The following is a 19,179-nucleotide window of genomic DNA, read 5'->3' on the forward strand; positions in this document are numbered from 1 at the left end:
GGGGCATCCGTCGTCTCACCCCGTCACCGGCGACGGCGGCTCACTCCCCCGGCTCGCCGCGCAGCAGGACGCGGCCGTCCGAGACCGCGCGCACCTCGATCGAGGCGATGTCGGCACGGTCGAGGGCGGTGCCGGCATCCAGATGCGCGGTCGATCCAGGCCCGGCGCGCCAGCTCGACAGCTCGCTGGTGGCGCCGTCGGCCGACGTGACGACGAGCACGTACGGCCATTCCTGATCGTCGGCATAGGGATCGTCGCTGGGCGGGTAGTCGCAGACCATCGAGATCCGCGTGCCCCACGCGACGTCGGTCAGCTCCACGGTCGCGCTCAGCGGCACGTCGGTGACCGGCTGGAGCGCGACGACCTCTTCCGGCACCGCCGCCGGCACGACCGAGGTCGTGACGGCGAAGGCGACCACCACGGCGAGCACCGCGGCGGCGGCGATCCCGCCGCCCCAGGCGAACATCCTCCGACGGCGTGCGCTGCGCGTGCCCCGTGCCACCATCCGGGAGCGGGCCGCCGGGTCGGGGCCGCTGTCGCCCGGTGGGTCGAGGAGCGACTCTGCCCGGTCCACTCCCACGCGCGCCAGGAGGCCCAGCGCGGGCGCGAGGTCGGCGATCGCGTCGCGGCAGAGGCGGCACTCGTCGAGGTGCGCCTCGTACAGCCGGCGATCGTCGGAGCTGAGCGCGCGCACCATGTACGCGGCATCCCAGTCGGCGAAGCGGACGTGGTCGGTGCTCATCGCGTCACCCCCTTCTCCTGAAGGGTGAGCCGGAGAGCACGCAGCCCGTAGTGCAGGCGCGACTTGACGGTGCCGGGCGGGATGTCGAGTTCGTCCGCCATCTCGGCGACGGAGAGCCCGCGATAGTACGCGCGGACGACGACGGCGCGGTGCTCCGTCGTGAGTGCGGCGAGCGCCTCCTCGACGAGGATCGCCTCGAACAGCGCGTCGGTCGCGTCGGGCGCGGCGCGCTCGGGCACCTCCGCGACGCCGATCTCACGGCGGCGCCGCGCGCTGCGCGCCTCGTCGATGACGAGGTGACGGGCCACCGTGAACATCCACGAGCGCGTGGTCGAGGGATCCTGCTCGAGGATCCTGGGCGTTCGCCACGCCCGCAGCAGCGTCTCCTGCACGATGTCGTCGGCGCCGGCGCGATCGCCGGTCAGATGCACGACGTAGCGCCAGACCGGTGCGGCGTGGGCGTCGTACAGAGCAGCAAGCCGCTGCGCATCGCGGCCGGCGGCGCTGTCACGACTCTCCACGCTGTCGTGCGGCATCCATCACCTCCCGCAGAGGACACGAGACGTGGCACCCGCAGGTTCAGGTGAGCCGCCACGCCCCTGCCGTCATCACGAGTATGGACCTGCGATGCGGCATCGTGGCAGACCGGTGGGCCGCGTGACCCCGGGGATCAGCCGCCCGCGCTCTCCACGAGCGCCTGCCACACAGCCGGATCGTTCATCAGGGGCACGGCCATGAGCGTGCCGGAGACGAACGTGAACAGGATGCCGCCCACGAGCGGGATCCACCAGGTCAGCCGTCCTCGGCGCACGCTCCACCACGAGACCACGGCCGTCGCGCACCAGCCGACCGCGAGGACGATGACGGCGGCGACCCCCCACGCCCTTCCCGCGGCCGGATCCGTGATCTGCACGTCGACACCCAGCATGGAGAGCAGCGTCTCGGCGTACGCGCCGTAGTCGAGGAAGGCGGGCACCGACGAGACGACGTTGACCAGGCCGTACGCGAGCAGCGCGAACGTCACGATGCGGTCCACCGGACGAGGACGACGTTCGGCGGGCGCGGGCGACGCGGGGATGCCAGGGGCGGGCGCGTCCGTCATGACCGGCGCCACCGGCTCCTGTTGCCACGGCGCGGGCTCCTGGATGCGCGCGCGCTGCTCCTCGGGCGTGGCGTACTCGCCGAACTGGGGCCTGGGCCGCGACGAGTCCGCACGCGGTGCGGCCGGCCGCACCGGCGGGTCGGGCTCGGTGTCGGCGGACGTGTCGCTCATGCGCGGCTCCGGCCGCCGAGGGCACGGTCGTCGCGCTTGCCGGCGGCATCCGTCCGGAGCTCCTTGGGCAGCGAGAACTGCAGGTCCTCCTCCGCCGTGCGGACCTCCTCGACGTCGCGGTAGCCCGCGGCGGCGAGGTCGTCGAGCACCTGCTGCACGAGCACCTCGGGCACCGAGGCGCCGCTGGTGACCCCGACCGTCTCGACGCCCTCGAGCCAGGCCTGCTCGACCTCGTCGGCGTAGTCGACGCGGTAGGCGGCCTTGGCGCCGTACTCGAGCGCGACCTCGACGAGCCGCACGCTGTTCGACGAATTCGCCGAACCGACGACGATCACGAGGTCGGCATCCTTGGCGACCTTCTTGATCGCGACCTGACGGTTCTGAGTGGCGTAGCAGATGTCGTCCGACGGCGGATCCTGGAGCTCCGGGAACCGCGCACGCAGGCGCCGCACGGTCTCCATGGTCTCGTCGACCGACAGCGTCGTCTGCGACAGCCACACGACCCTCGACGGGTCGCGCACCTCGATGGTGTCGGCCTCGTCCGGCGAGTTCACGATCGTGACGTGATCGGGCGCCTCGCCGGCCGTGCCCTCGACCTCTTCGTGGCCGACGTGGCCGATCAGGAGGATCTCGTAGTCGTCGCGGGCGAAGCGCACCGCCTCGCGGTGCACCTTGGTGACGAGCGGGCAGGTGGCGTCGATGGCGCGGAGGCCCCGATCGGATGCCGCATTCACGACCGCCGGCGACACCCCGTGCGCGCTGAAGACGACGTGGGCGCCCTCGGGAACCTCGTCGACCTCCTCGACGAAGATCGCACCGGCGGCCTCGAGCTCGGTGACGACGTGGATGTTGTGCACGATCTGCTTGCGCACGTAGACGGGGGCGCCGAAGCGCTCCAGCGCCTTCTCCACCGCGATGACCGCGCGGTCCACGCCGGCGCAATAGCCGCGCGGGGAGGCCAGGAGCACCCGCTTCTGTCCGGTGCCGGCGATATCCTGGAGCGGTTCGCGCCGCCGCGGGATGCGCGGGACGGGCATGCTCACAGGGGCCTGACTCGCTCGGGTCTGCCCCGCGGTGCTGATGCTCACCCCTCGATTCTACGGGCGGCCTCCTGAGCGGGGCCTCCGCGAGACCGCCCGCGACGCCCGAGGGTTCGCGGGCGAGAGCAGCCCGTCTCGGGCACGAAAGGACCGCATGACGACCTTCCAGCCCGCCGCCGTCCCCGGTGAGCCGCCGCCCGCCGACTCGGTGCGGCCGCGCGACTCCTCGCCGCAGGCGCCGACATCCGTGGCCCGCCTCAACGACACGATCCGCGGTTTCGTCCAGACGTGGGGCTCGGTGTGGGTCGAGGGCGAGATCACCGGCTGGAACCAGCGTGGCGGGAACGTGTTCGGGCGGCTGAAGGATCTCGTCACGGACGCCACCATCTCGTTCCGCATCTGGTCGTCGACGCGCGAGCGGCTGCCGGGCGACCTCAAGGTCGGCGACCACGTGATCGCCTGCGTGAAGGCCGACTACTTCGTGAAGAACGGGGACTTCGGCTTCGGCGTGTCGGCGATGCGCCACGTCGGGCTCGGCGACCAGCTCGAGCGTCTCGAGCGGCTGCGGGTGCAGCTGCGCTCGGAGGGGCTGTTCGACCCGTCGCGCAAGAAGGCCCTTCCGTTCCTCCCGCGTCTGATCGGACTCATCACCGGCGAGAACTCGGATGCCGAGAAGGACGTCCACCGCAACGCCGAGCTGCGCTGGCCGCAGGTGCGGTTCCAGACGAAGTACGCCGCCGTGCAGGGCGACCGGTGCGTGCCCGAGACCATCGCGGCACTGAAGGCGCTCGACGCCGCGCCCGATGTCGACGTCATCATCATCGCCCGCGGCGGCGGCGACCCGCAGACCCTGCTCGGATTCAGCGACGAGCGCCTGCTGCGGGCGGTGGCTGCGGCATCCACCCCCGTCGTGAGCGCGATCGGCCACGAGAACGATCACCCGCTCCTGGACGACGTCGCCGACCTCCGCGCCTCCACGCCGACGGACGCCGCGAAGCGCATCGTTCCGGACGTCGCCGAGCAGCGCGCGATCGTCGGTCAGCTGCGCGCGCGCATGAACACGCGCCTGGCTCAGCGCATCTCGCACGACATCGCCCAGCTCGAGCAGCTCCGGTCACGACCGGTGCTGCGTGCGCCAGAGACGCTGCTGACCACCCGCGCGCACGAGGTCGAGCTGCTCGCCGCGCGGGGCCGGGACCGCGTGGACCGCTCGCTCCAGCTGCACGAGCGGCGCACCGCCGAGCTGCGCGCGACACTGCGCGCACTGTCCCCCGCGTCGACGCTCGCCCGCGGCTACGCCATCGCGCACCTGGCCGACGGCGTGATCGTGCGGGACGCGGCGCAGGCTCCGGCATCCACCGCCGTCGTGGTCACGGTGGGGCGGGGATCGTTCGCCGCGCACTCGGACGGGGAGATCGCCGAACATCCGCCCGTCTCCGTCGGCACGGCGCCGGCAGACCCTGCCGAGCCCGACCCGGCGGGGCACGGCGCCCCCTCTGCCGCGAACTAAGATGGAGGCCATGACTGAGACGAGCGGCGCCCTCGAGGACGTCGCGACCCTCTCGTTCGAGCAGGCGCGGGATGAACTCGTCCGCGTCGTCGCCGAACTCGAGCAGGGAGCTCCCACCCTCGAGCACTCCCTCGCCCTCTGGGAGCGCGGGGAAGCCCTCGCCGCACGCTGCGAGGAGTGGCTGCTCGGCGCCAAGCGGCGTCTCGAGGCCGCCCGGTCGACGGTCGACCGCGCCGACGGCGAGGAGACGCGATGACACGCGGACCCCGCATCGTCGCCGAGCTCGGCCGCCCCGAGACACCCGAGGAGACCGCCGACCGCAAGGCGGAGTCGTCGCGCGTCTACCGCTCGAGCCAGAACGTGCGCAATCTCATCGCCGCGCTGCTCGCGACCCTCGCCGTCGTCGTCGTCATCGTCTTCGCCGTCCCCCGCGGCACTCCCCCCGAGCGCGAGCCGATCGACGTGTCGGCAGTCGCCGCCGACATCGCGGCGTCGGAGGACCGCACCGTCATCACGCCCGAGCTGTCGGACGGCTGGGTCGTGAACAACGCGCGCATCGAGGGCAACGGCCCGGTCCGCGCCTTCACCGTCGTCTACGCCCCGGCCGGCGAGGACGAGCGCGGGTTCCTGCGCGTGGCGCAGGGCTTCGACGCCGACGAGTCGTGGGCCGCCCGCGTCCTCTCGGGCTCGGCCCCGCAGGACACCGTGACCATTGACGGAATCACGTGGGAGCGCTACGGTCTCGACCCCGATCGCACGGGGAACATCACTGTCGCCCTCGCCACCGACGCCGGCGCCGACACGGTGCTCATCTACGGCGCGGCGAGCGAGAAGGCGCTGGAAGAGACGGCGCGTTCCGTCACCGATCAGATCACCGCATTGCGCGAGGAGGCCGAGTGACCGACCAGCCCACGCCCGCGAAGGCCTGGCAGGAGATGCAGCGCGGCAACGCGCGCTTCGTGGCCGGGGAGCCCCGGCATCCCCGCCAGGACGTCGATACCCGCCATGACCTCGCGGACGGCCAGCGTCCTCGCGCCGCCCTGTTCGGCTGCGCGGATTCGCGACTGGCGGCCGAGATCATCTTCGACAAGGGCCTCGGCGACCTGTTCGTCGTGCGCAACGCGGGCCAGGTCATCTCCGACTCGGTCGTCGGCAGTCTCGAGTATGCCGTGGCGGTGCTCGAGGTGCCGCTCATCGTGGTGCTCGGACACGATGCCTGCGGCGCGGTGCGAGCGGCGATCGACATCACCGACCCCGAGGCCGACCCGCTGCCGCCGCACATCTGGCGCCTGATCTCGCCGATCGTCCCCGCCGTGCGCCGCGTCCAGCGCGCGTCCGCCGTCGACGGCGTCTCCCCCGCCGAGATCGACGCCGACGAGGTCGGGCGCGAGCACCTCCGCGACACCGTGGGTGAACTGCTGCACGCATCCGAGCTCATCAGCACCGCTGTCGCCGAGGGCCGCCTCGCGATCGTCGGTGCCAACTACCGCCTCGCCGAGGGCACCGCGGTCCCCGACGTGATGGTCGGCATCCCCGACCAGGCCTGACCCGGCCTTCCCCCATCCCGTACCGACACATGAGGAACAACGACGTGACCGACATCGAGTACCGCATCGAGCACGACACCATGGGCGAGGTGCGTGTGCCCAAGAACGCGCTCTACGCCGCCCAGACGCAGCGCGCCGTCGAGAACTTCCCGATCTCGGGCGATCGGCTGGAGCCCGCCCAGATCGTGGCGCTCGCACGCATCAAGAAGGCCGCGGCCTTGGCGAACAGAGAGCTCGGCACGCTCGACGGCGCGATCGCCGACGCCATCGCCGGCGCGGCCGACCGCATCATCGCGGGAGAGTTCGCAGACCAGTTCCCGATCGACGTCTACCAGACCGGCAGCGGCACCTCGTCGAACATGAACATGAACGAGGTGCTGGCGACCCTCGCGACGCAGGCGCTCGGCGCGACGGTTCACCCGAACGACCACGTCAACGCCTCGCAGTCGTCCAACGACGTGTTCCCCACCTCCGTGCACATCGCGGTGACGCAGGAGCTCATCGACGACCTGATCCCGGCCCTCGACCACCTGGCGGTAGCCCTCGAGGCGAAGGCCGAGCTGTGGAAGACCGTCGTCAAGTCGGGTCGCACGCACCTCATGGATGCGACGCCGGTCACCCTCGGCCAGGAATTCGGCGGCTACGCGCGCCAGATCCGCCTCAGCATCGAACGTGTGCAGGCCGTCCTCCCCCGCGTCGCCGAGGTGCCGCTCGGCGGCACCGCCGTCGGCACCGGCATCAACACACCGCTGGGCTTCCCGCAGCGGGTCATCGAGCTGATCGTCGCCGACACCGAGCTGCCGATCACCGAGGCCAAGGACCACTTCGAGGCCCAGGCCAACCGCGACGGCCTCGTCGAGGCGTCCGGCGCCCTGCGCACCATCGCGGTGTCGCTCACCAAGATCAACAACGACCTGCGCTGGATGGGCTCCGGCCCGAACACCGGTCTCGGCGAACTGCACATCCCCGACCTGCAGCCGGGGTCGTCGATCATGCCCGGCAAGGTGAACCCGGTGATCCCCGAGGCGACGCTCATGGTGTGCGCGCGTGTCATCGGCAACGACGCGACCGTCGCGTGGGCGGGCGCGTCGGGTGCCTTCGAGCTGAACGTCGCGATCCCGATCATGGGCAGCGCGGTGCTCGAGTCCATCGAGCTCCTCGCCAACACCTCGCGCGTGCTCGCCGACAAGACCATCGACGGTCTCGAGGCGAACGTCGAGCGTGCCGCGGCCTACGCCGGGATGTCGCCCTCCATCGTCACGCCGCTCAACAAGCTCATCGGCTACGAGGCGGCGGCGAAGATCGCCAAGCATTCGGTCGCGAAGGGCATCACGGTCCGTGAGGCTGTGATCGACCTCGGCTACGTGGAGCGCGGGGAGCTCACGCTCGAGCAGCTGGACGAGAAGCTGGACCTCCTCTCGATGACGCACCCGGGCTGATCCGCCCGCCCCATGCCGCTACACCCTCGTCGGCGGGATAATCGGGACATGGCCCGAACGCCCCGCCCGGTCCCCGCGCGCGTCAGGATCCTTGCCGCGATCCTTGCCGTCGCGTGCGTCGGCCTGGCGATCGTGGGCAGCGTCACCTTTCTCGTACAGCGCGAGCAGGCCCTCACGAGCGTCAACGAGCGGCTCAAGGCCCAGGTGTCGTCGCTGGATGCCGTGGCGGACGACACCGCCGCAGGGACGCCCTCCGGCGCCTCCGCAGCCACGGACGAGCTGGACAAGGACGAGTTCGATTCGATCGACGACTACCTGAACGCCGTCGTTGCGCGCCTGGTGCCGGCTCGCAACGAGGCCTCGCTCGCGCTCATCGACGGCTCACCGCGCTGGGTGCCGTCGACGCTGTCGGGCTTCGACATCTCGCGGAACCAGGAGCTCATCGACCGCGTCGTCGCAGAGACGGCCGGCGGCAGCACAGAGATGGGGACGGCGGTCACCGACCAGGGGTCGCTGCGCTACATCGCGATCCCGGTGCGCATGGACGGCGACCCGCGCGAGGGACTCTACGTGCGTGCCGTCAACCTCGGAGCTGAGCTGCAGCCGGTGACTTTCGCGATGACGACGTACGTGATCGCGGCCGTGGCCGTGCTGTTCGCGGTCGGCATCGTCGGCTGGTTCGTCACCGGTCGGCTGCTCTCGCCGATCCGTCACCTCCGCGAGACCGCGGACGCGATCTCCATCAGCGACCTGTCGCGTCGGCTCGAGCCCCAGGGCAATGACGACATCTCCGACCTGTCGCGCACCGTCAACTCGATGCTCGACCGACTCGAGGACTCCGTCGACGATCAGCGCCAGCTCCTCGACGATGTGCGCCACGAGCTCAAGACGCCCATCACGATCGTGCGCGGCCACCTCGAGCTGATGAACCCGCAGGATGCCGCCGACGTGGCCTCCGCGCGCGACATCGGCATCGCCGAGCTCGACCGCCTGACGCGGCTCGTCGAAGACATCGACCTGCTCGCGACGGCCGAGACGGACTCGACGAACCTCGCCGCCGTCGACCTGGCGCGGTTGACCGCCCGCGTCGGCGAGCTCGTCGGCGTGATCCCCGGCCATGACTGGACGATCGATGCGGTCGCCGACGGCGAGACGACCGGCGATCAGGACCGTCTGCTGCAGGGATGGCTCCAGCTCGCCGACAACGCCGCGAAGTACACGCCCCTGGGCAGCCCGATCGAGATCGGCAGCGCGCGCGACGCGGAGGGCGCCCGACTGTGGGTGCGCGATCACGGGCCGGGCATCCCCGCGGACCAGCGGACGCGGATCTTCCGCCGCTTCGACCGTGCCCACGTCAAGCGGTCCGTCGGTGGCTCGGGTCTCGGCCTCGCCATCGTCGACGCGATCGCGAAGGGTCACGGCGGTCATTGCGTCGTCACCGACACGCCGGGCGGCGGCGCGACCTTCACCATCCACCTGCCTCCCACGGAGGCCGAGCTGCCGGTGCCCGTTCGTGCCGGAGATGTCGTACTGCAACGGGAGGCCGCGGGATGACCAGGATCCTCATCGTCGAGGACGAGCCGCGGATCGCTGCGTTCGTCAGCCGCGGACTCGAAGCCGCCGGCTACGAGACGCTCGTCGTCGAGGACGGCCCCGAGGGACTCGAATCGGCGCTGCGCGGCGACGCCGATCTCGTGTTGCTGGATGTGGGCCTGCCCACGATGGACGGCTTCGAGGTGCTTCGCGAACTGCGCGCCCGCGGTTCGGCGGTGCCGGTGATCATGCTGACCGCGCGATCCAGCACGCGTGACACCGTGACCGGATTGGATGCCGGGGCGAACGACTACGTCCCCAAGCCGTTCACCTTCGAAGAGCTTCTGGCGCGCGTCCGTTCCCGGCTGCGCGAGAGCGTCCCGCAGCCCGGCGTGTCGATCTCGCACGGCGACGTCGTGCTGGACATCCTCGCGCGGCGGGCGACCGTCGCCGGACGCGAGATCGATCTGTCCGCACGCGAGTTCTCGCTGGCCGAGCAGTTCCTGCGCAACCCCGGCCGCGTGCTCAGCCGCGAGCAGCTGCTGAGCCGGGTGTGGGGGCTGGACTTCGATCCGGGCTCCAACGTCGTCGACGTGTACGTGCGGTATCTGCGCGGAAAGCTCGGACCGGACCACATCGTCACGGTCCGCGGCGCCGGCTACCGCTGGGAGTGAGGCGGGCGCCGGGGGTCCGCCCGGCTCCTCCCCCGCGCGCGAAGAAGCCCCCGGTGCTGGGGGACACCGGGGGCTGTGAAAGGCCGGACTGGGGGATCCGACCGTTGTCAGTCGCGCTTGTCTGGGGAATTGCGCGACTGGTCTTTCTTCGCGTCGTGATCGGCGCCGTTGCCGTTCCCGACGTTTCCGCCCGCATGTGCGGGACGATTCGGGCCGTTCGATGTGCGATCGGCTGAGGACTTCTGCTGCTCCCCGGGCGCGACCAGGTTCTGCTGATCGTCGGACTGCGTCCGGACCGGACGCTCGGCCGTCTCGGCCGCCCCACGCTCGAGGCGCGACACCAGCGCGTCGATCCGCGCGGTGGTCCACCCTTGCGCGTTCGCCCACGAGCGGAGCTCCTCCCACGACCCGGCCGCCTTCGCTGCGGCGATGACGGTCTCGATGTCGGCGGGCGCCGCGGGCTCGGCCGCGATAGGTGCGTTGGTGGTGGCCCGCGAGCCGTCTGACGCCAACGGCTGATCGACGACCTGCGGAGCGGGGGCCTCCACCACTTCGGCGTTGACCGGAGGCACAGGTGCCTCCGGCGTGACGGCCGCGGAGGCGGACGGCGACGCCGACGGGGAGGTCGCGGAAGGGACGATGACGCGCTCGGAGGCCAAGCTCGTACCGGGGGAATCGGCCAGCGCCATGGTGTTCGCGAGAGCGACCGCGGTCACGACGGCGATGCTCGCAGCGACGGCGGTCACGCCGCCGATCACGAGCCCCGTGCGTGCTTCCACGTCTCTGCTGCCTCCCATACGCGGATCGAATTCCCCTCCATCCATGGTGACAGACCGATCGCCGCACAAGTGCCACAGGCGATGAGACTCTTCTCATACGCCGACGGCGCTGACGACCGGGATGTCGGCATCCCGGCCGTCAGCGCCGTCAGTGCAGCTGCGTGTCACCTAGGCGAGCTCGCCCGCCTCCAGAAGGTCGGTGACGAGGGCGGCGATGGCGGAGCGCTCGGAGCGCACCAGCGTGACGTGACCGAACAGCGAGTGACCCTTCAGCGTCTCGATGACCGAGGCCACACCGTCGTGACGACCGACGCGCAGATTGTCGCGCTGGCCGACGTCGTGGGTGAGAACGACTCGCGAGCCCTGCCCGATCCGGCTCAGCACCGTGAGCAGCACGTTGCGCTCGAGGGACTGCGCCTCGTCCACGATCACGAAGGCGTCATGCAGCGAGCGGCCACGGATGTGCGTGAGCGGCAGCACCTCCAGGAGGCCCCGCTCGATCACTTCGTCGAGTACATTGCCCGACACGACCGAGCCGAGGGTGTCGAAGACCGCCTGACCCCAGGGGTTCATCTTCTCCTGCTGGTCGCCCGGCAGATACCCGAGCTCCTGCCCGCCGACGGCGAACAGCGGGCGGAACACGATGATCTTGCGCTGCTGCTGTCGCTCCAGCACCGCCTCGAGCGCCGCGCACAGCGCGAGCGCCGATTTGCCGGTGCCGGCTCGCCCGCCCAGCGACACGATGCCGACGTCGGGGTCGAGAAGCAGGTCGATGGCGATGCGCTGCTCGGCCGAGCGCCCGTGCAGTCCGAAGACCTCTCGATCGCCCCGGACCAGGCGGAACTCGCCGTCGTCGATCACGCGCCCAAGTGCGGAGCCGCGCTCGGAGTGGACGATCAGCCCGGTGTTCACCGGAAGTCCTCTCACGTCTTCGCTGACGGCGACTTCGCTCTCGTAGAGATCGCTGATGTCGTCGCCCGACACGTCGATCTCGGAGATGCCGGTCCAGCCCGAGTCGACGGCCTGCTCCGCGAGGTACTCCTCCGCCGTGATGCCGAGCGACGCCGCCTTGACCCGCATGGGCAGGTCTTTGGAGACGACCGTGACCTCCTGGCCGTCCTGGGCGAGGTTCATCGCGATGGCGAGGATGCGGCTGTCGTTGTCGCCGAGGCGCATGCCGGAGGGCAGCACCGACGAGTCGGTGTTGTTGAGCTCGACGCGCAGCGTGCCGCCCTGACCGACGGGGACCGGGAAGTCGAGCCGGCCGTGTTCGACGCGCAGCTCGTCGAGATGGCGCAGCGCCTGCCGGGCGAAGTAGCCGATCTCAGGGTCGTGCCGCTTGCCCTCGAGCTCCGTGATCACCACCACGGGGATCACGACGCTGTGCTCGGCGAAACGGAAGAACGCCCGTGGATCGCTGAGCAGCACTGATGTGTCGAGAACATAGGTGCGCAGATCCTGATCGGGCTCTGCGATCTGCTCGAGATCCTGACTGCGCTGCTCGTGTGGTGCTCGTGTGGTCACAACCCACTCCCGCCCCGGGTGGTTCACCCGGCAGTCACGAGTCGACCAGGGTACCGAGTCGTGGATCGTGAAGTCGCGATCCGTGAGGCCGACTCGACCGGGCTCCTTGCCCGATGGCCTCACGCTACGACCGACCGTCGACATTGCGCGCGCCCGACACGCTGGAACAATGTGACGATCCGGTGAACGGATGCCGCGATCGTGCGGCCGGTCGCTCCCGCTCCGCCTCGCGGGCGGGGCGTCACCTCACGAGTGCGTCACCACACCCGCGCGGCCGAGAACGCGGCGAGCGCATCGCCGAACAGCCGCAGGGTGTCGGCGCCGGTGCCGACGTGCGGCGCGACGCGGATGCGGCCGGCACGGGCGGTCACCGTGAGCCCGTGGTTCGCCAGGGACGCGGCGAGCGGCGCGGCGTCCTGCGGTGCGGGCTCGAGCGTCACGATGCCCGCCCGGCGCTCGGGGTCGCGCGGTGTGACCACCGGCACCTCGTAGCGGTCTGCGGCGAACATGACGTCGGCTGCGCGCGCCGACAGCTCCGCTTCGATCTGCGCGACGCCCACGTCGGCGACCTCGCGCAGCGCGGTCGCCAGGCGAGCCGCGGCGAGTGTGTCGGGTCCCGAGACCGAGAAGGCCTGGGCGGAGGCGGACGGCGCGGGCACGGCGTCGACGGGCAGTTCGCCGTCGACGCCGCGGAAGCCCGAGAGCACGGGGGCGATGCGCTCGAGCGCACGCGCGCCGAACCAGGAGAAGCCGGTCCCCCGGCCCGCGCGCAGCCACTTGTAGCCGTGGCCGCAGACGACGTCGGCGGCGAGGTAGTCGGCCTCGACCATGCCGAACCCCTGGATGGCGTCGACGATGAGCAGGCGATCGCCGATGACCTCGCGCAGGGCGGACAGGTCGGTGCGGTAGCCGGTGCGGAAGTCGACGAGGCTGACCGCGACAGCGCGGGTGTCGTCCGAGAGCGCCGAGCGCACCGCATCGGGTGTCATGAACCCGTCGGCGGGTTCCACCCACTGCAGCTGGAGCGAACCGAACGCCTCCGAGGCACGCGTGGCCGCGACGGTGAGGCTGGGGAACTCCCCCCGGCCCAGCATGAGCCCCCCGGCCAGGCCGTAGACGGCGTGCATCAACCCGTACGTGGTGGACGGCTGCAGCACCACCTGCTCGGCATCCGTCCCGATCAGTTCGGCGACGAGCTCCCGGGCCTCGCGCACGTGGTCGGCGACGAGCTCGATGCTCGTGCGCCGGCCCGAGCCGAGCAGCTCGGTGTCACCCTGCGCCTCGCTGCGGACCGCAGGCGAGAGCGGCCCGAACGCCGCCCAGTCCAGATACCCGGGTTCCCCATCGAACGACGCCAGATAAGAATCCAGATCGGTCACGCGGATCATTCTGGCAGAGCGGCGATCGCCGGTGTGACGAAGTGCTCAGCTGCCGAAGCGGCGCTCCCGCGAGGTGAAGTCGCGGATGGCGCGCAGGAAGTCCACTTCGCGGAGGTCGGGCCCGAGCGCCTCGACGAAGTAGAACTCCGAGTGGGCCGACTGCCACAGCAGGAAGTCGCTCAGCCGCTGCTCGCCCGACGTGCGGATCACGAGATCGGGATCGGGCTGGCCGCCGGTGTAGAGGTGCTCCCCGATCTGCTCGGGAGTGAGGCTCGCCGCGAGCTCCTCGAGGGATCCGCCCTGCTCGTCGTGCTGCGCGATGATGCTGCGCACCGCGTCGACGATCTCGCCGCGTCCGCCATAGCCCACCGCGAGGTTGACGTGCATGCCGGTGTTGTCCTTGGTGCGGGCTTCGACATCGGTGAGCACCCGGGCGAGGTCGCCCGGCAGTGCGACGGCGCGACCCACGTGCTTCACGCGCCAGTCGCGCTCGTGCGAGAGCTCGTCGGCGAGCTCGGCGATGATCTCGATGAGGTCCGAGAGCTCCCGGGAGTCGCGCTTGCGGAGGTTGTCGTTCGAGAGCAGGTAGAGCGACACGACGCGGATGCCCACGTCGTCGCACCAGCGCAGGAACTCCTTCATCTTCGCCGCCCCGGCACGGTGGCCGTGAGCAGCGGAGTCGTAGCCGAGCTGCCTCGCCCAGCGGCGATTGCCGTCGATCATCATCGCGAGGTGGTGCGGGACGGCCGCGGGATCGAGCCGGCGACGGAGGCGGTTGATGTAGAGGCGGTAGAGAGGCCCTCTGCCCTCGTTCGTCTCGCCGCGCGCCACAGACCTACGCTACCCCTCGCGCGCCACGGACCCTAGCGCGGCCGGCGCCCCGGCATCCAGGGGCCTGGCTATGTTCCCCGGCCGGCATGCGGCGCCGTCTACGCTGAGGTGATGAGCCGCCGTCGCAGTGCCCCCCGGGCCCCCGAGGTTCCCGTGCTGCCGCTGATGGATGCCGCCGCCGTCGACGCGGCCACGCCCGAGATCAAGCCCTCCTGGCGCGGCTGGATCCATGCGGCCACCTTCCCCGTCGCCATCGTTGCCGGCATCGTGCTGATCGTGCTCGCGGAGGGCGCGCCGGCCAAGTGGGCGTGCGCGGTGTTCATGGCCACGTCGCTGCTGCTGTTCGGCAACTCGGCGCTGTATCACCGGTTCGACTGGAACCCGAGGACCAAGGCGATCCTCAAGCGGATCGACCATGCCAACATCCTGCTGCTGATCGCCGGCACCTACACCCCGATCGCGACGCTCGCGCTCCCGCCGCAGAAGGGCGCGCTGCTGCTCGTGCTGGTGTGGAGCGGGGCGCTGCTCGGCATCCTGTTCCGGGTCTTCTGGATCCATGCTCCGCGCTGGCTCTATGTCGCGCTCTACCTCGCGCTGGGGTGGGCGGCTGTGATGTATCTCGTCGATCTGTTCGAGGCCAACGCCGCGATGATGATCCTCGTCGCCGTCGGAGGGCTCCTCTACACCGGTGGCGCCATCGTCTACGCGCTCAAGCGGCCCAACCCGTGGCCCGGCCACTTCGGCTTCCACGAGATCTTCCACGTGTGCACGGTGCTGGCGTTCCTCTGCCACTGGACGGCGTGTCTGCTGATCGCCCTCGACCCGCTGTCACCGTCGCTGGGGCTCCCGGGCTGACCCGTCCCGGTGCCGCCGCGCGCGCTCAGCGTGCTCAGCGCTTCGGAGCGGGCCCGCCCGCCTCGTCGCCACGGGTCTCGTCATCCGCGGGGTCGATCCTCTCGTCGTCGACCTCGGTGGCCTCGGTCGCCCGGGCCGCCTGCGCCTCGGCGTCAAGCTCCTCCTGGATGTCGGCGCGCACGCGGCCTCGCCGGATCCGGCGCATCATGTCCCACACCAGCAGGATCACCGCGATCGCGATGAACGCGGTGACGACGAAGCCCACGACGCCCGGCGTCACGATGTCGGGGTCCACCTCGGAGGGCGAGGGCGTCGGCGTCGGAGTCGCCGCGGCGCTCAGGAAGGCGACGATCGCGTGCTGCATGGGGTCCTCGCTCTGCCCGCGGGGCGGGCGGTGTCGTCGGGGGTGCGCGCGAGCGCATAGCCTGGAGTCCCAGCCTAATCTTTCCGATCCGGCCCGATGAGACGTCAGGGAGCGGCGTGACCACGCAGGACATGCTCGACGAGCGCTACGGCCGTCAGCGTTCGCCCGGGCGTCGCTGGGCCATCGGCGCCGGCATCCTGGTCGCGGTCGGAGTCGTCGCCCTGTTCGGCTGGTTCACGGTGCAGAACGCACTGGACGCGGTCGACTCCGACACGACCTCGTTCGAGGTCGTGGACGAGCACTCCGTGACGCTCGGATTCCAGATCACCGCTCCTCCGGGATCGGCAGTCGCCTGTGCGATCGAGGCGCAGGACGAAGAGCACGGAGTGGTCGGCTGGAGGGTCGTCGAGCTGCCCGCCTCCGACCTGCATGCGCGGGCCTTCCGCGAGGTCATCCCCACCACTGCCCTGGCTACGACAGGTTTTGTCAACTCCTGCTGGGTGACGTAGTCTGACGGGACATCAGTCGATCGCGCCCTGGCCGTGAGCCAGGGCGTTCGGTTTATGCCCGTGCCGTCCCGCGCGCCGGGCCCAACGAAGGAGTCAGCCGTGTCCACCGACGCCCCCGTGACCTTCCTCACCCAGGACGCGTACGACCGCCTGGCCGCCGAGCTCGAGCACCTCTCGACGACCGGCCGCGAGGAGATCGCCAAGCGCATCGAGGCCGCGCGCGAAGAAGGCGACCTCAAGGAGAACGGCGGCTATCACGCCGCCAAGGACGAGCAGGGCAAGCAGGAGGCGCGCATCCGCACCCTTCAGCACCTGCTGAAGACCGCCACCGTGAGCGAAGCTCCCGAGAGCACCGGCGTGGTCGAGCCCGGCACCGTCATCACCGCGATCGTCGCCGGAGGCGAAGAAGTCTTCCTCCTCGGCAATCGCGAGATCGCGGTCGGTTCCGAGCTCGACGTGTACAGCGAGGCCTCTCCTCTGGGCGAGGCCATCCTCGGCCGCAAGGAGGGCGAGAAGACCTCGTACACCGCTCCGAACGGTCGCGAGATCGCCGTCGAGATCGTCAAGGTCGAGACCTACAACGGCCAGTAGCAGCCGGCCCCGGCGAGCGCATCCCGCGCGCTAGTCGGGGACCACGGTCGGCGCGTAGCCGGCGTCCTCGAGCACCGAGATGACATGCGCGCGGTGCTCCTCGCCGCGCGTCTCGACGCTCAGCTGCAGGATCACCTCGCTGATCTGCAGCCCCTGCCCGTGGCGCGTGTGCAGCACCTCGATGACGTTCGCCCCGGCGATCGCCAGCAGCTCCGACACCTGCGCGAGCTGACCGGGGCGATCCGGCAGCGGGATGCGCAGGGTCATGTACCGGCCGGATGCCGCCAGCCCGTGCGCGACGACGCGCTGCAGCAGCAGCGGGTCGATGTTGCCTCCCGACAGCACCGTCACGGTCGGGCCGTTCGCCACGACCTTGCCCGCGAGGATCGCGGCCACGCCGACGGCGCCCGCGGGCTCGACGACCTGCTTGGCGCGCTCGAGCAGCACGAGGAGGGCACGGGCGATGTCGTCCTCGGTGACCGTGACCACCTCGTCGACAAGGTCGCGGATGATCTCGAACGGCAGGTCGCCCGGCCGCGCCACGGCGATGCCGTCGGCGATGGTGGGCAGCGTCGGGATCTCGAGCGGATGCCCCGCGGCGAGGGAGGGCGGATACGCGGCGGAGTTCGCCGCCTGGACGCCGACCACCCGGATGGTCCGTCCCTCGGCGGCCGCGCGAGCCTTCACGGCCGCGGCGACGCCGGCGATGAGCCCTCCCCCGCCGATGCCGAGCACGATGGTGTCGAGGTCGGGCAGTTCGTCCATGAGCTCGAGGCCGAGCGTGCCCTGGCCGGCGATGACGTCGTGGTGATCGAACGGGTGGATGAAGACGGCGCCGGTCCGCTCGGCGAACTCGGCGGCCAGTCGCAGCGGCGTCTCGACGGTGGCGCCCTCCAGCACGACGTCGGCGCCGTAGCCGCGCGTGGCGAGCAGTTTGGGCACGGGCACGCCGAGCGGCATGAAGATCGTCGCGCGGATGCCGAGCGCCTTGGCCGCGAGGGCCACACCCTGCGCGTGGTTGCCGGCCGAGGCGGCGACGACACCGCGCGCACGCTCCTCGGCCGTCAGCCGCGACAGGCGATACGTCGCACCGCGGATCTTGAACGAGCCGGTCCGCTGCAGGTTCTCGAGCTTCAGATGGACCGGCACGCCCAGGACGTCGGACAGGTGCTGCGACTCGTCGAGCGGAGTGTGGGCGATGACGCCCTCCAGCGTGGCCCTGGCGTCCTCGAAGTCCGCGAGGGTCGGCACCGCGAACGCCGCCGAGCCGGCGTCGGCGGCGGCGGCCGCGGGTCGGGCGTGGCCGGCGGAAGACATGGCGGTGGTCACGAACGGACTCTCCTCTGCCGCGGAACGGTGCTCCAGATGAGGTCGCCGGAGGGTTTGGCTCCGGTCTCCCAGGCGCGTTCGGCGAGATAGACGGCGACGACGTTGACGAACGCCGCGAGCGGGACGGCGAACAGGGCGCCCGGGATGCCGGCGATCATCGCGCCGCCGGCCACCACGAGCACGACCGCGAGCGGGTGCACCTTGACGGCGGACCCCATCAGCAGCGGCTGGAGGACGTGGCCCTCGAGCTGCTGCACGCCCAGCACGACGACGAGCATCCAGAGCGCGATCCACGGACCGTTGTAGACGAGCGCGAGGAACACGGCAACGGTGCCGGTGACGACGGCACCGACGATCGGCACGAATGCGCCGAGGAAGACGAGCACGGCAACGGGGATCGCGAGCGGGACACCGAGGAGGGCGGCACCGAGGCCGATGCCGATCGCGTCGATCGTCGCGACCAGCAGCTGCGTGCGGGCGTAGTTGACGACGGTGACCCAGCCGGCGCGTCCTGCGCCGTCCGCCGCCGGCCGCGCCTTCTTGGGGAACAGCCGCAGCGTCCACCGCCAGATGCCGGCGCCGTCGGCGAGCAGGCACAGCAGGATGAAGAACGCGAGCACGGCGCCGGTGACGACGTGACCGATCGTGGATCCGATCGCCAGCGCGCCTGACCAGAGGAGCTCGGCCTGCTGCTGGATGAAGACCCAGCCCTGATCCAGCAGGTCGTCGATCTGCTCGGGGCTCAGGTGCAGCGGCCCGTCGATGAGATACTGCCGGAACTGGTCGATGGCGGCCACCGTGCTGGCCTGCACGGAGTCCCATTGCCGCATGATCTGCCAGACGACGAGCCAGAGCAGTCCGGTCACGATCGCGAGGGTGCTGACGACCGAGATGACGATGGCGAGCCAGCGAGGCATCCTCCGGCGCAGCATCCACGCGAACGCGGGCCACAGCAGGGCGGTGATGAGGATGGCGATCAGAAGCGGGATCACCAGCAGCTTCAGCTGGATGACGAGCCAGACGCCGATGCCGATGGCGGCGGCGACGACGATGACCCGCCAGGAGTAGGCGGTGGCGACCCGGAGACCACGCGGCACCGCGGCGGAGGTCTCGGTGGAGACCACGCGGCTGCGGTCGCGGACGGCATCGAAGAGCGAGCTGCGGGGCTTGTCTTCGGAGCCGCTCGTACGCCCAGTGCTCATTCGCCCAGTCTAGGCGCGTCGCATTCCGCGACGGTCATGAAGACGGTGGGGTCGATGT

Annotated in this window: 21 protein-coding genes; 10 read left to right on the forward strand and 11 right to left on the reverse strand. The window is 70.9% G+C overall.

Annotated elements, in window-relative coordinates:
- Positions 1-40: 40 nt before the first annotated feature.
- The 4 genes from ACI3KX_RS10605 to ACI3KX_RS10620 all read right to left on the reverse strand — a co-directional run bounded on the left by ACI3KX_RS10605 (position 41) and on the right by ACI3KX_RS10620 (position 3,052).
- On the reverse strand, positions 41-742 hold the full coding sequence (locus tag ACI3KX_RS10605) for a hypothetical protein (RefSeq protein ID WP_363352909.1): 702 nt from the start codon (positions 740-742) through the stop codon (positions 41-43).
- Positions 739-1,278, reverse strand: coding sequence for a sigma-70 family RNA polymerase sigma factor (locus ACI3KX_RS10610; RefSeq protein WP_349427923.1), 540 nt, complete (start codon positions 1,276-1,278; stop codon positions 739-741). The genes ACI3KX_RS10605 and ACI3KX_RS10610 overlap by 4 nt, the downstream gene beginning before the upstream one ends.
- A gap of 134 nt (positions 1,279-1,412) precedes the next feature.
- Entirely contained in the window at positions 1,413-2,015 is a 603-nt protein-coding gene (locus ACI3KX_RS10615; RefSeq protein WP_404909676.1) for a DUF6264 family protein, read from the reverse strand.
- On the reverse strand, positions 2,012-3,052 hold the full coding sequence (locus ACI3KX_RS10620) for a 4-hydroxy-3-methylbut-2-enyl diphosphate reductase (protein WP_349428988.1): 1,041 nt from the start codon (positions 3,050-3,052) through the stop codon (positions 2,012-2,014). The genes ACI3KX_RS10615 and ACI3KX_RS10620 overlap by 4 nt, the downstream gene beginning before the upstream one ends.
- Before the next feature lie 157 nt (positions 3,053-3,209).
- Between ACI3KX_RS10620 and xseA the strand changes: the two genes are divergently transcribed.
- The 7 genes from xseA to ACI3KX_RS10655 are packed head-to-tail and all read left to right on the forward strand — an operon-like array spanning position 3,210 to position 9,758.
- Positions 3,210-4,565 carry an exodeoxyribonuclease VII large subunit gene (xseA, locus tag ACI3KX_RS10625; RefSeq protein ID WP_404909677.1) on the forward strand — a complete coding sequence of 452 codons (1,356 nt, stop codon included), beginning with the start codon at positions 3,210-3,212 and terminating at the stop codon, positions 4,563-4,565.
- 10 nt (positions 4,566-4,575) lie between these two features.
- On the forward strand, positions 4,576-4,821 hold the full coding sequence (locus ACI3KX_RS10630) for an exodeoxyribonuclease VII small subunit (protein WP_349427926.1): 246 nt from the start codon (positions 4,576-4,578) through the stop codon (positions 4,819-4,821).
- A complete protein-coding gene (locus ACI3KX_RS10635; RefSeq protein ID WP_404909678.1) occupies positions 4,818-5,465 on the forward strand; it encodes a DUF4245 family protein in 648 nt (215 codons plus the stop codon). Before ACI3KX_RS10630 ends, ACI3KX_RS10635 begins: the two co-directional genes overlap by 4 nt.
- Before the next feature lie 35 nt (positions 5,466-5,500).
- Entirely contained in the window at positions 5,501-6,112 is a 612-nt protein-coding gene (locus ACI3KX_RS10640; RefSeq protein ID WP_404909722.1) for a carbonic anhydrase, read from the forward strand.
- A gap of 29 nt (positions 6,113-6,141) precedes the next feature.
- Positions 6,142-7,551, forward strand: a complete 1,410-nt coding sequence (locus ACI3KX_RS10645) for a class II fumarate hydratase (RefSeq protein ID WP_404909679.1) — start codon at positions 6,142-6,144, stop codon at positions 7,549-7,551.
- Between the two features lie 48 nt (positions 7,552-7,599).
- Positions 7,600-9,105, forward strand: coding sequence for an ATP-binding protein (locus ACI3KX_RS10650; protein ID WP_404909681.1), 1,506 nt, complete (start codon positions 7,600-7,602; stop codon positions 9,103-9,105).
- The gene (locus tag ACI3KX_RS10655) at positions 9,102-9,758 is read left to right on the forward strand and encodes a response regulator transcription factor (RefSeq protein ID WP_404909682.1); all 657 of its coding nucleotides are present in this window, start codon (positions 9,102-9,104) and stop codon (positions 9,756-9,758) included. The genes ACI3KX_RS10650 and ACI3KX_RS10655 overlap by 4 nt, the downstream gene beginning before the upstream one ends.
- Positions 9,759-9,865: 107 nt before the next feature.
- Here ACI3KX_RS10655 and ACI3KX_RS10660 read toward each other — a convergent pair whose 3' ends face one another.
- The 4 genes from ACI3KX_RS10660 to ACI3KX_RS10675 all read right to left on the reverse strand — a co-directional run bounded on the left by ACI3KX_RS10660 (position 9,866) and on the right by ACI3KX_RS10675 (position 14,271).
- Entirely contained in the window at positions 9,866-10,537 is a 672-nt protein-coding gene (locus ACI3KX_RS10660; RefSeq protein WP_404909684.1) for a hypothetical protein, read from the reverse strand.
- A 168-nt stretch (positions 10,538-10,705) separates the two neighbouring features.
- Complete coding sequence (locus ACI3KX_RS10665; RefSeq protein ID WP_404909685.1) at positions 10,706-12,061, reverse strand: PhoH family protein; 1,356 nt, start codon at positions 12,059-12,061, stop codon at positions 10,706-10,708.
- 257 nt (positions 12,062-12,318) lie between these two features.
- Positions 12,319-13,440 carry an aminotransferase class V-fold PLP-dependent enzyme gene (locus ACI3KX_RS10670; protein ID WP_404909686.1) on the reverse strand — a complete coding sequence of 374 codons (1,122 nt, stop codon included), beginning with the start codon at positions 13,438-13,440 and terminating at the stop codon, positions 12,319-12,321.
- A gap of 45 nt (positions 13,441-13,485) precedes the next feature.
- Entirely contained in the window at positions 13,486-14,271 is a 786-nt protein-coding gene (locus ACI3KX_RS10675) for an isoprenyl transferase (RefSeq protein ID WP_404909688.1), read from the reverse strand.
- Between the two features lie 111 nt (positions 14,272-14,382).
- Between ACI3KX_RS10675 and ACI3KX_RS10680 the strand changes: the two genes are divergently transcribed.
- Positions 14,383-15,126, forward strand: coding sequence for a hemolysin III family protein (locus ACI3KX_RS10680; protein ID WP_404909689.1), 744 nt, complete (start codon positions 14,383-14,385; stop codon positions 15,124-15,126).
- A 34-nt stretch (positions 15,127-15,160) separates the two neighbouring features.
- On the opposite strand, the gene ACI3KX_RS10685 is transcribed toward ACI3KX_RS10680, so the two are convergent.
- Positions 15,161-15,490, reverse strand: a complete 330-nt coding sequence (locus ACI3KX_RS10685; RefSeq protein ID WP_404909691.1) for a hypothetical protein — start codon at positions 15,488-15,490, stop codon at positions 15,161-15,163.
- 116 nt (positions 15,491-15,606) lie between these two features.
- Between ACI3KX_RS10685 and ACI3KX_RS10690 the strand changes: the two genes are divergently transcribed.
- Positions 15,607-15,999, forward strand: coding sequence for a DUF4307 domain-containing protein (locus ACI3KX_RS10690; protein ID WP_404909692.1), 393 nt, complete (start codon positions 15,607-15,609; stop codon positions 15,997-15,999).
- 99 nt (positions 16,000-16,098) lie between these two features.
- A complete protein-coding gene (greA, locus tag ACI3KX_RS10695; protein WP_349427939.1) occupies positions 16,099-16,590 on the forward strand; it encodes a transcription elongation factor GreA in 492 nt (163 codons plus the stop codon).
- A gap of 30 nt (positions 16,591-16,620) precedes the next feature.
- On the opposite strand, the gene ilvA is transcribed toward greA, so the two are convergent.
- Entirely contained in the window at positions 16,621-17,907 is a 1,287-nt protein-coding gene (gene ilvA, locus ACI3KX_RS10700; RefSeq protein WP_404909723.1) for a threonine ammonia-lyase, read from the reverse strand.
- 8 nt (positions 17,908-17,915) lie between these two features.
- Positions 17,916-19,121, reverse strand: coding sequence for an AI-2E family transporter (locus ACI3KX_RS10705; protein ID WP_363352934.1), 1,206 nt, complete (start codon positions 19,119-19,121; stop codon positions 17,916-17,918).
- Positions 19,122-19,179: the final 58 nt, after the last annotated feature.

This window comes from Microbacterium sp. ZW CA_36 (assembly GCF_044987475.1).
Lineage (GTDB): Bacteria > Actinomycetota > Actinomycetes > Actinomycetales > Microbacteriaceae > Microbacterium.

Excerpts from the sequence above, each read along its gene's own strand:
- ACI3KX_RS10620 (WP_349428988.1), bottom strand. The coding sequence starts at position 3,052 with ATGCCCGTCCCGCGCATCCCGCGGCGGCGCGAACCGCTCCAGGATATC.
- ACI3KX_RS10615 (WP_404909676.1), bottom strand. The coding sequence starts at position 2,015 with ATGAGCGACACGTCCGCCGACACCGAGCCCGACCCGCCGGTGCGGCCG.
- ACI3KX_RS10645 (WP_404909679.1), top strand. The coding sequence starts at position 6,142 with ATGAGGAACAACGACGTGACCGACATCGAGTACCGCATCGAGCACGAC.
- ACI3KX_RS10680 (WP_404909689.1), top strand. The coding sequence starts at position 14,383 with ATGAGCCGCCGTCGCAGTGCCCCCCGGGCCCCCGAGGTTCCCGTGCTG.
- ACI3KX_RS10685 (WP_404909691.1), bottom strand. The coding sequence starts at position 15,490 with ATGCAGCACGCGATCGTCGCCTTCCTGAGCGCCGCGGCGACTCCGACG.
- ACI3KX_RS10630 (WP_349427926.1), top strand. The coding sequence starts at position 4,576 with ATGACTGAGACGAGCGGCGCCCTCGAGGACGTCGCGACCCTCTCGTTC.
- xseA (WP_404909677.1), top strand. The coding sequence starts at position 3,210 with ATGACGACCTTCCAGCCCGCCGCCGTCCCCGGTGAGCCGCCGCCCGCC.
- ACI3KX_RS10655 (WP_404909682.1), top strand. The coding sequence starts at position 9,102 with ATGACCAGGATCCTCATCGTCGAGGACGAGCCGCGGATCGCTGCGTTC.
- ACI3KX_RS10640 (WP_404909722.1), top strand. The coding sequence starts at position 5,501 with ATGCAGCGCGGCAACGCGCGCTTCGTGGCCGGGGAGCCCCGGCATCCC.
- ACI3KX_RS10635 (WP_404909678.1), top strand. The coding sequence starts at position 4,818 with ATGACACGCGGACCCCGCATCGTCGCCGAGCTCGGCCGCCCCGAGACA.
- ACI3KX_RS10610 (WP_349427923.1), bottom strand. The coding sequence starts at position 1,278 with ATGCCGCACGACAGCGTGGAGAGTCGTGACAGCGCCGCCGGCCGCGAT.
- ACI3KX_RS10605 (WP_363352909.1), bottom strand. The coding sequence starts at position 742 with ATGAGCACCGACCACGTCCGCTTCGCCGACTGGGATGCCGCGTACATG.
- ACI3KX_RS10650 (WP_404909681.1), top strand. The coding sequence starts at position 7,600 with ATGGCCCGAACGCCCCGCCCGGTCCCCGCGCGCGTCAGGATCCTTGCC.
- ACI3KX_RS10705 (WP_363352934.1), bottom strand. The coding sequence starts at position 19,121 with ATGAGCACTGGGCGTACGAGCGGCTCCGAAGACAAGCCCCGCAGCTCG.
- ilvA (WP_404909723.1), bottom strand. The coding sequence starts at position 17,907 with ATGTCTTCCGCCGGCCACGCCCGACCCGCGGCCGCCGCCGCCGACGCC.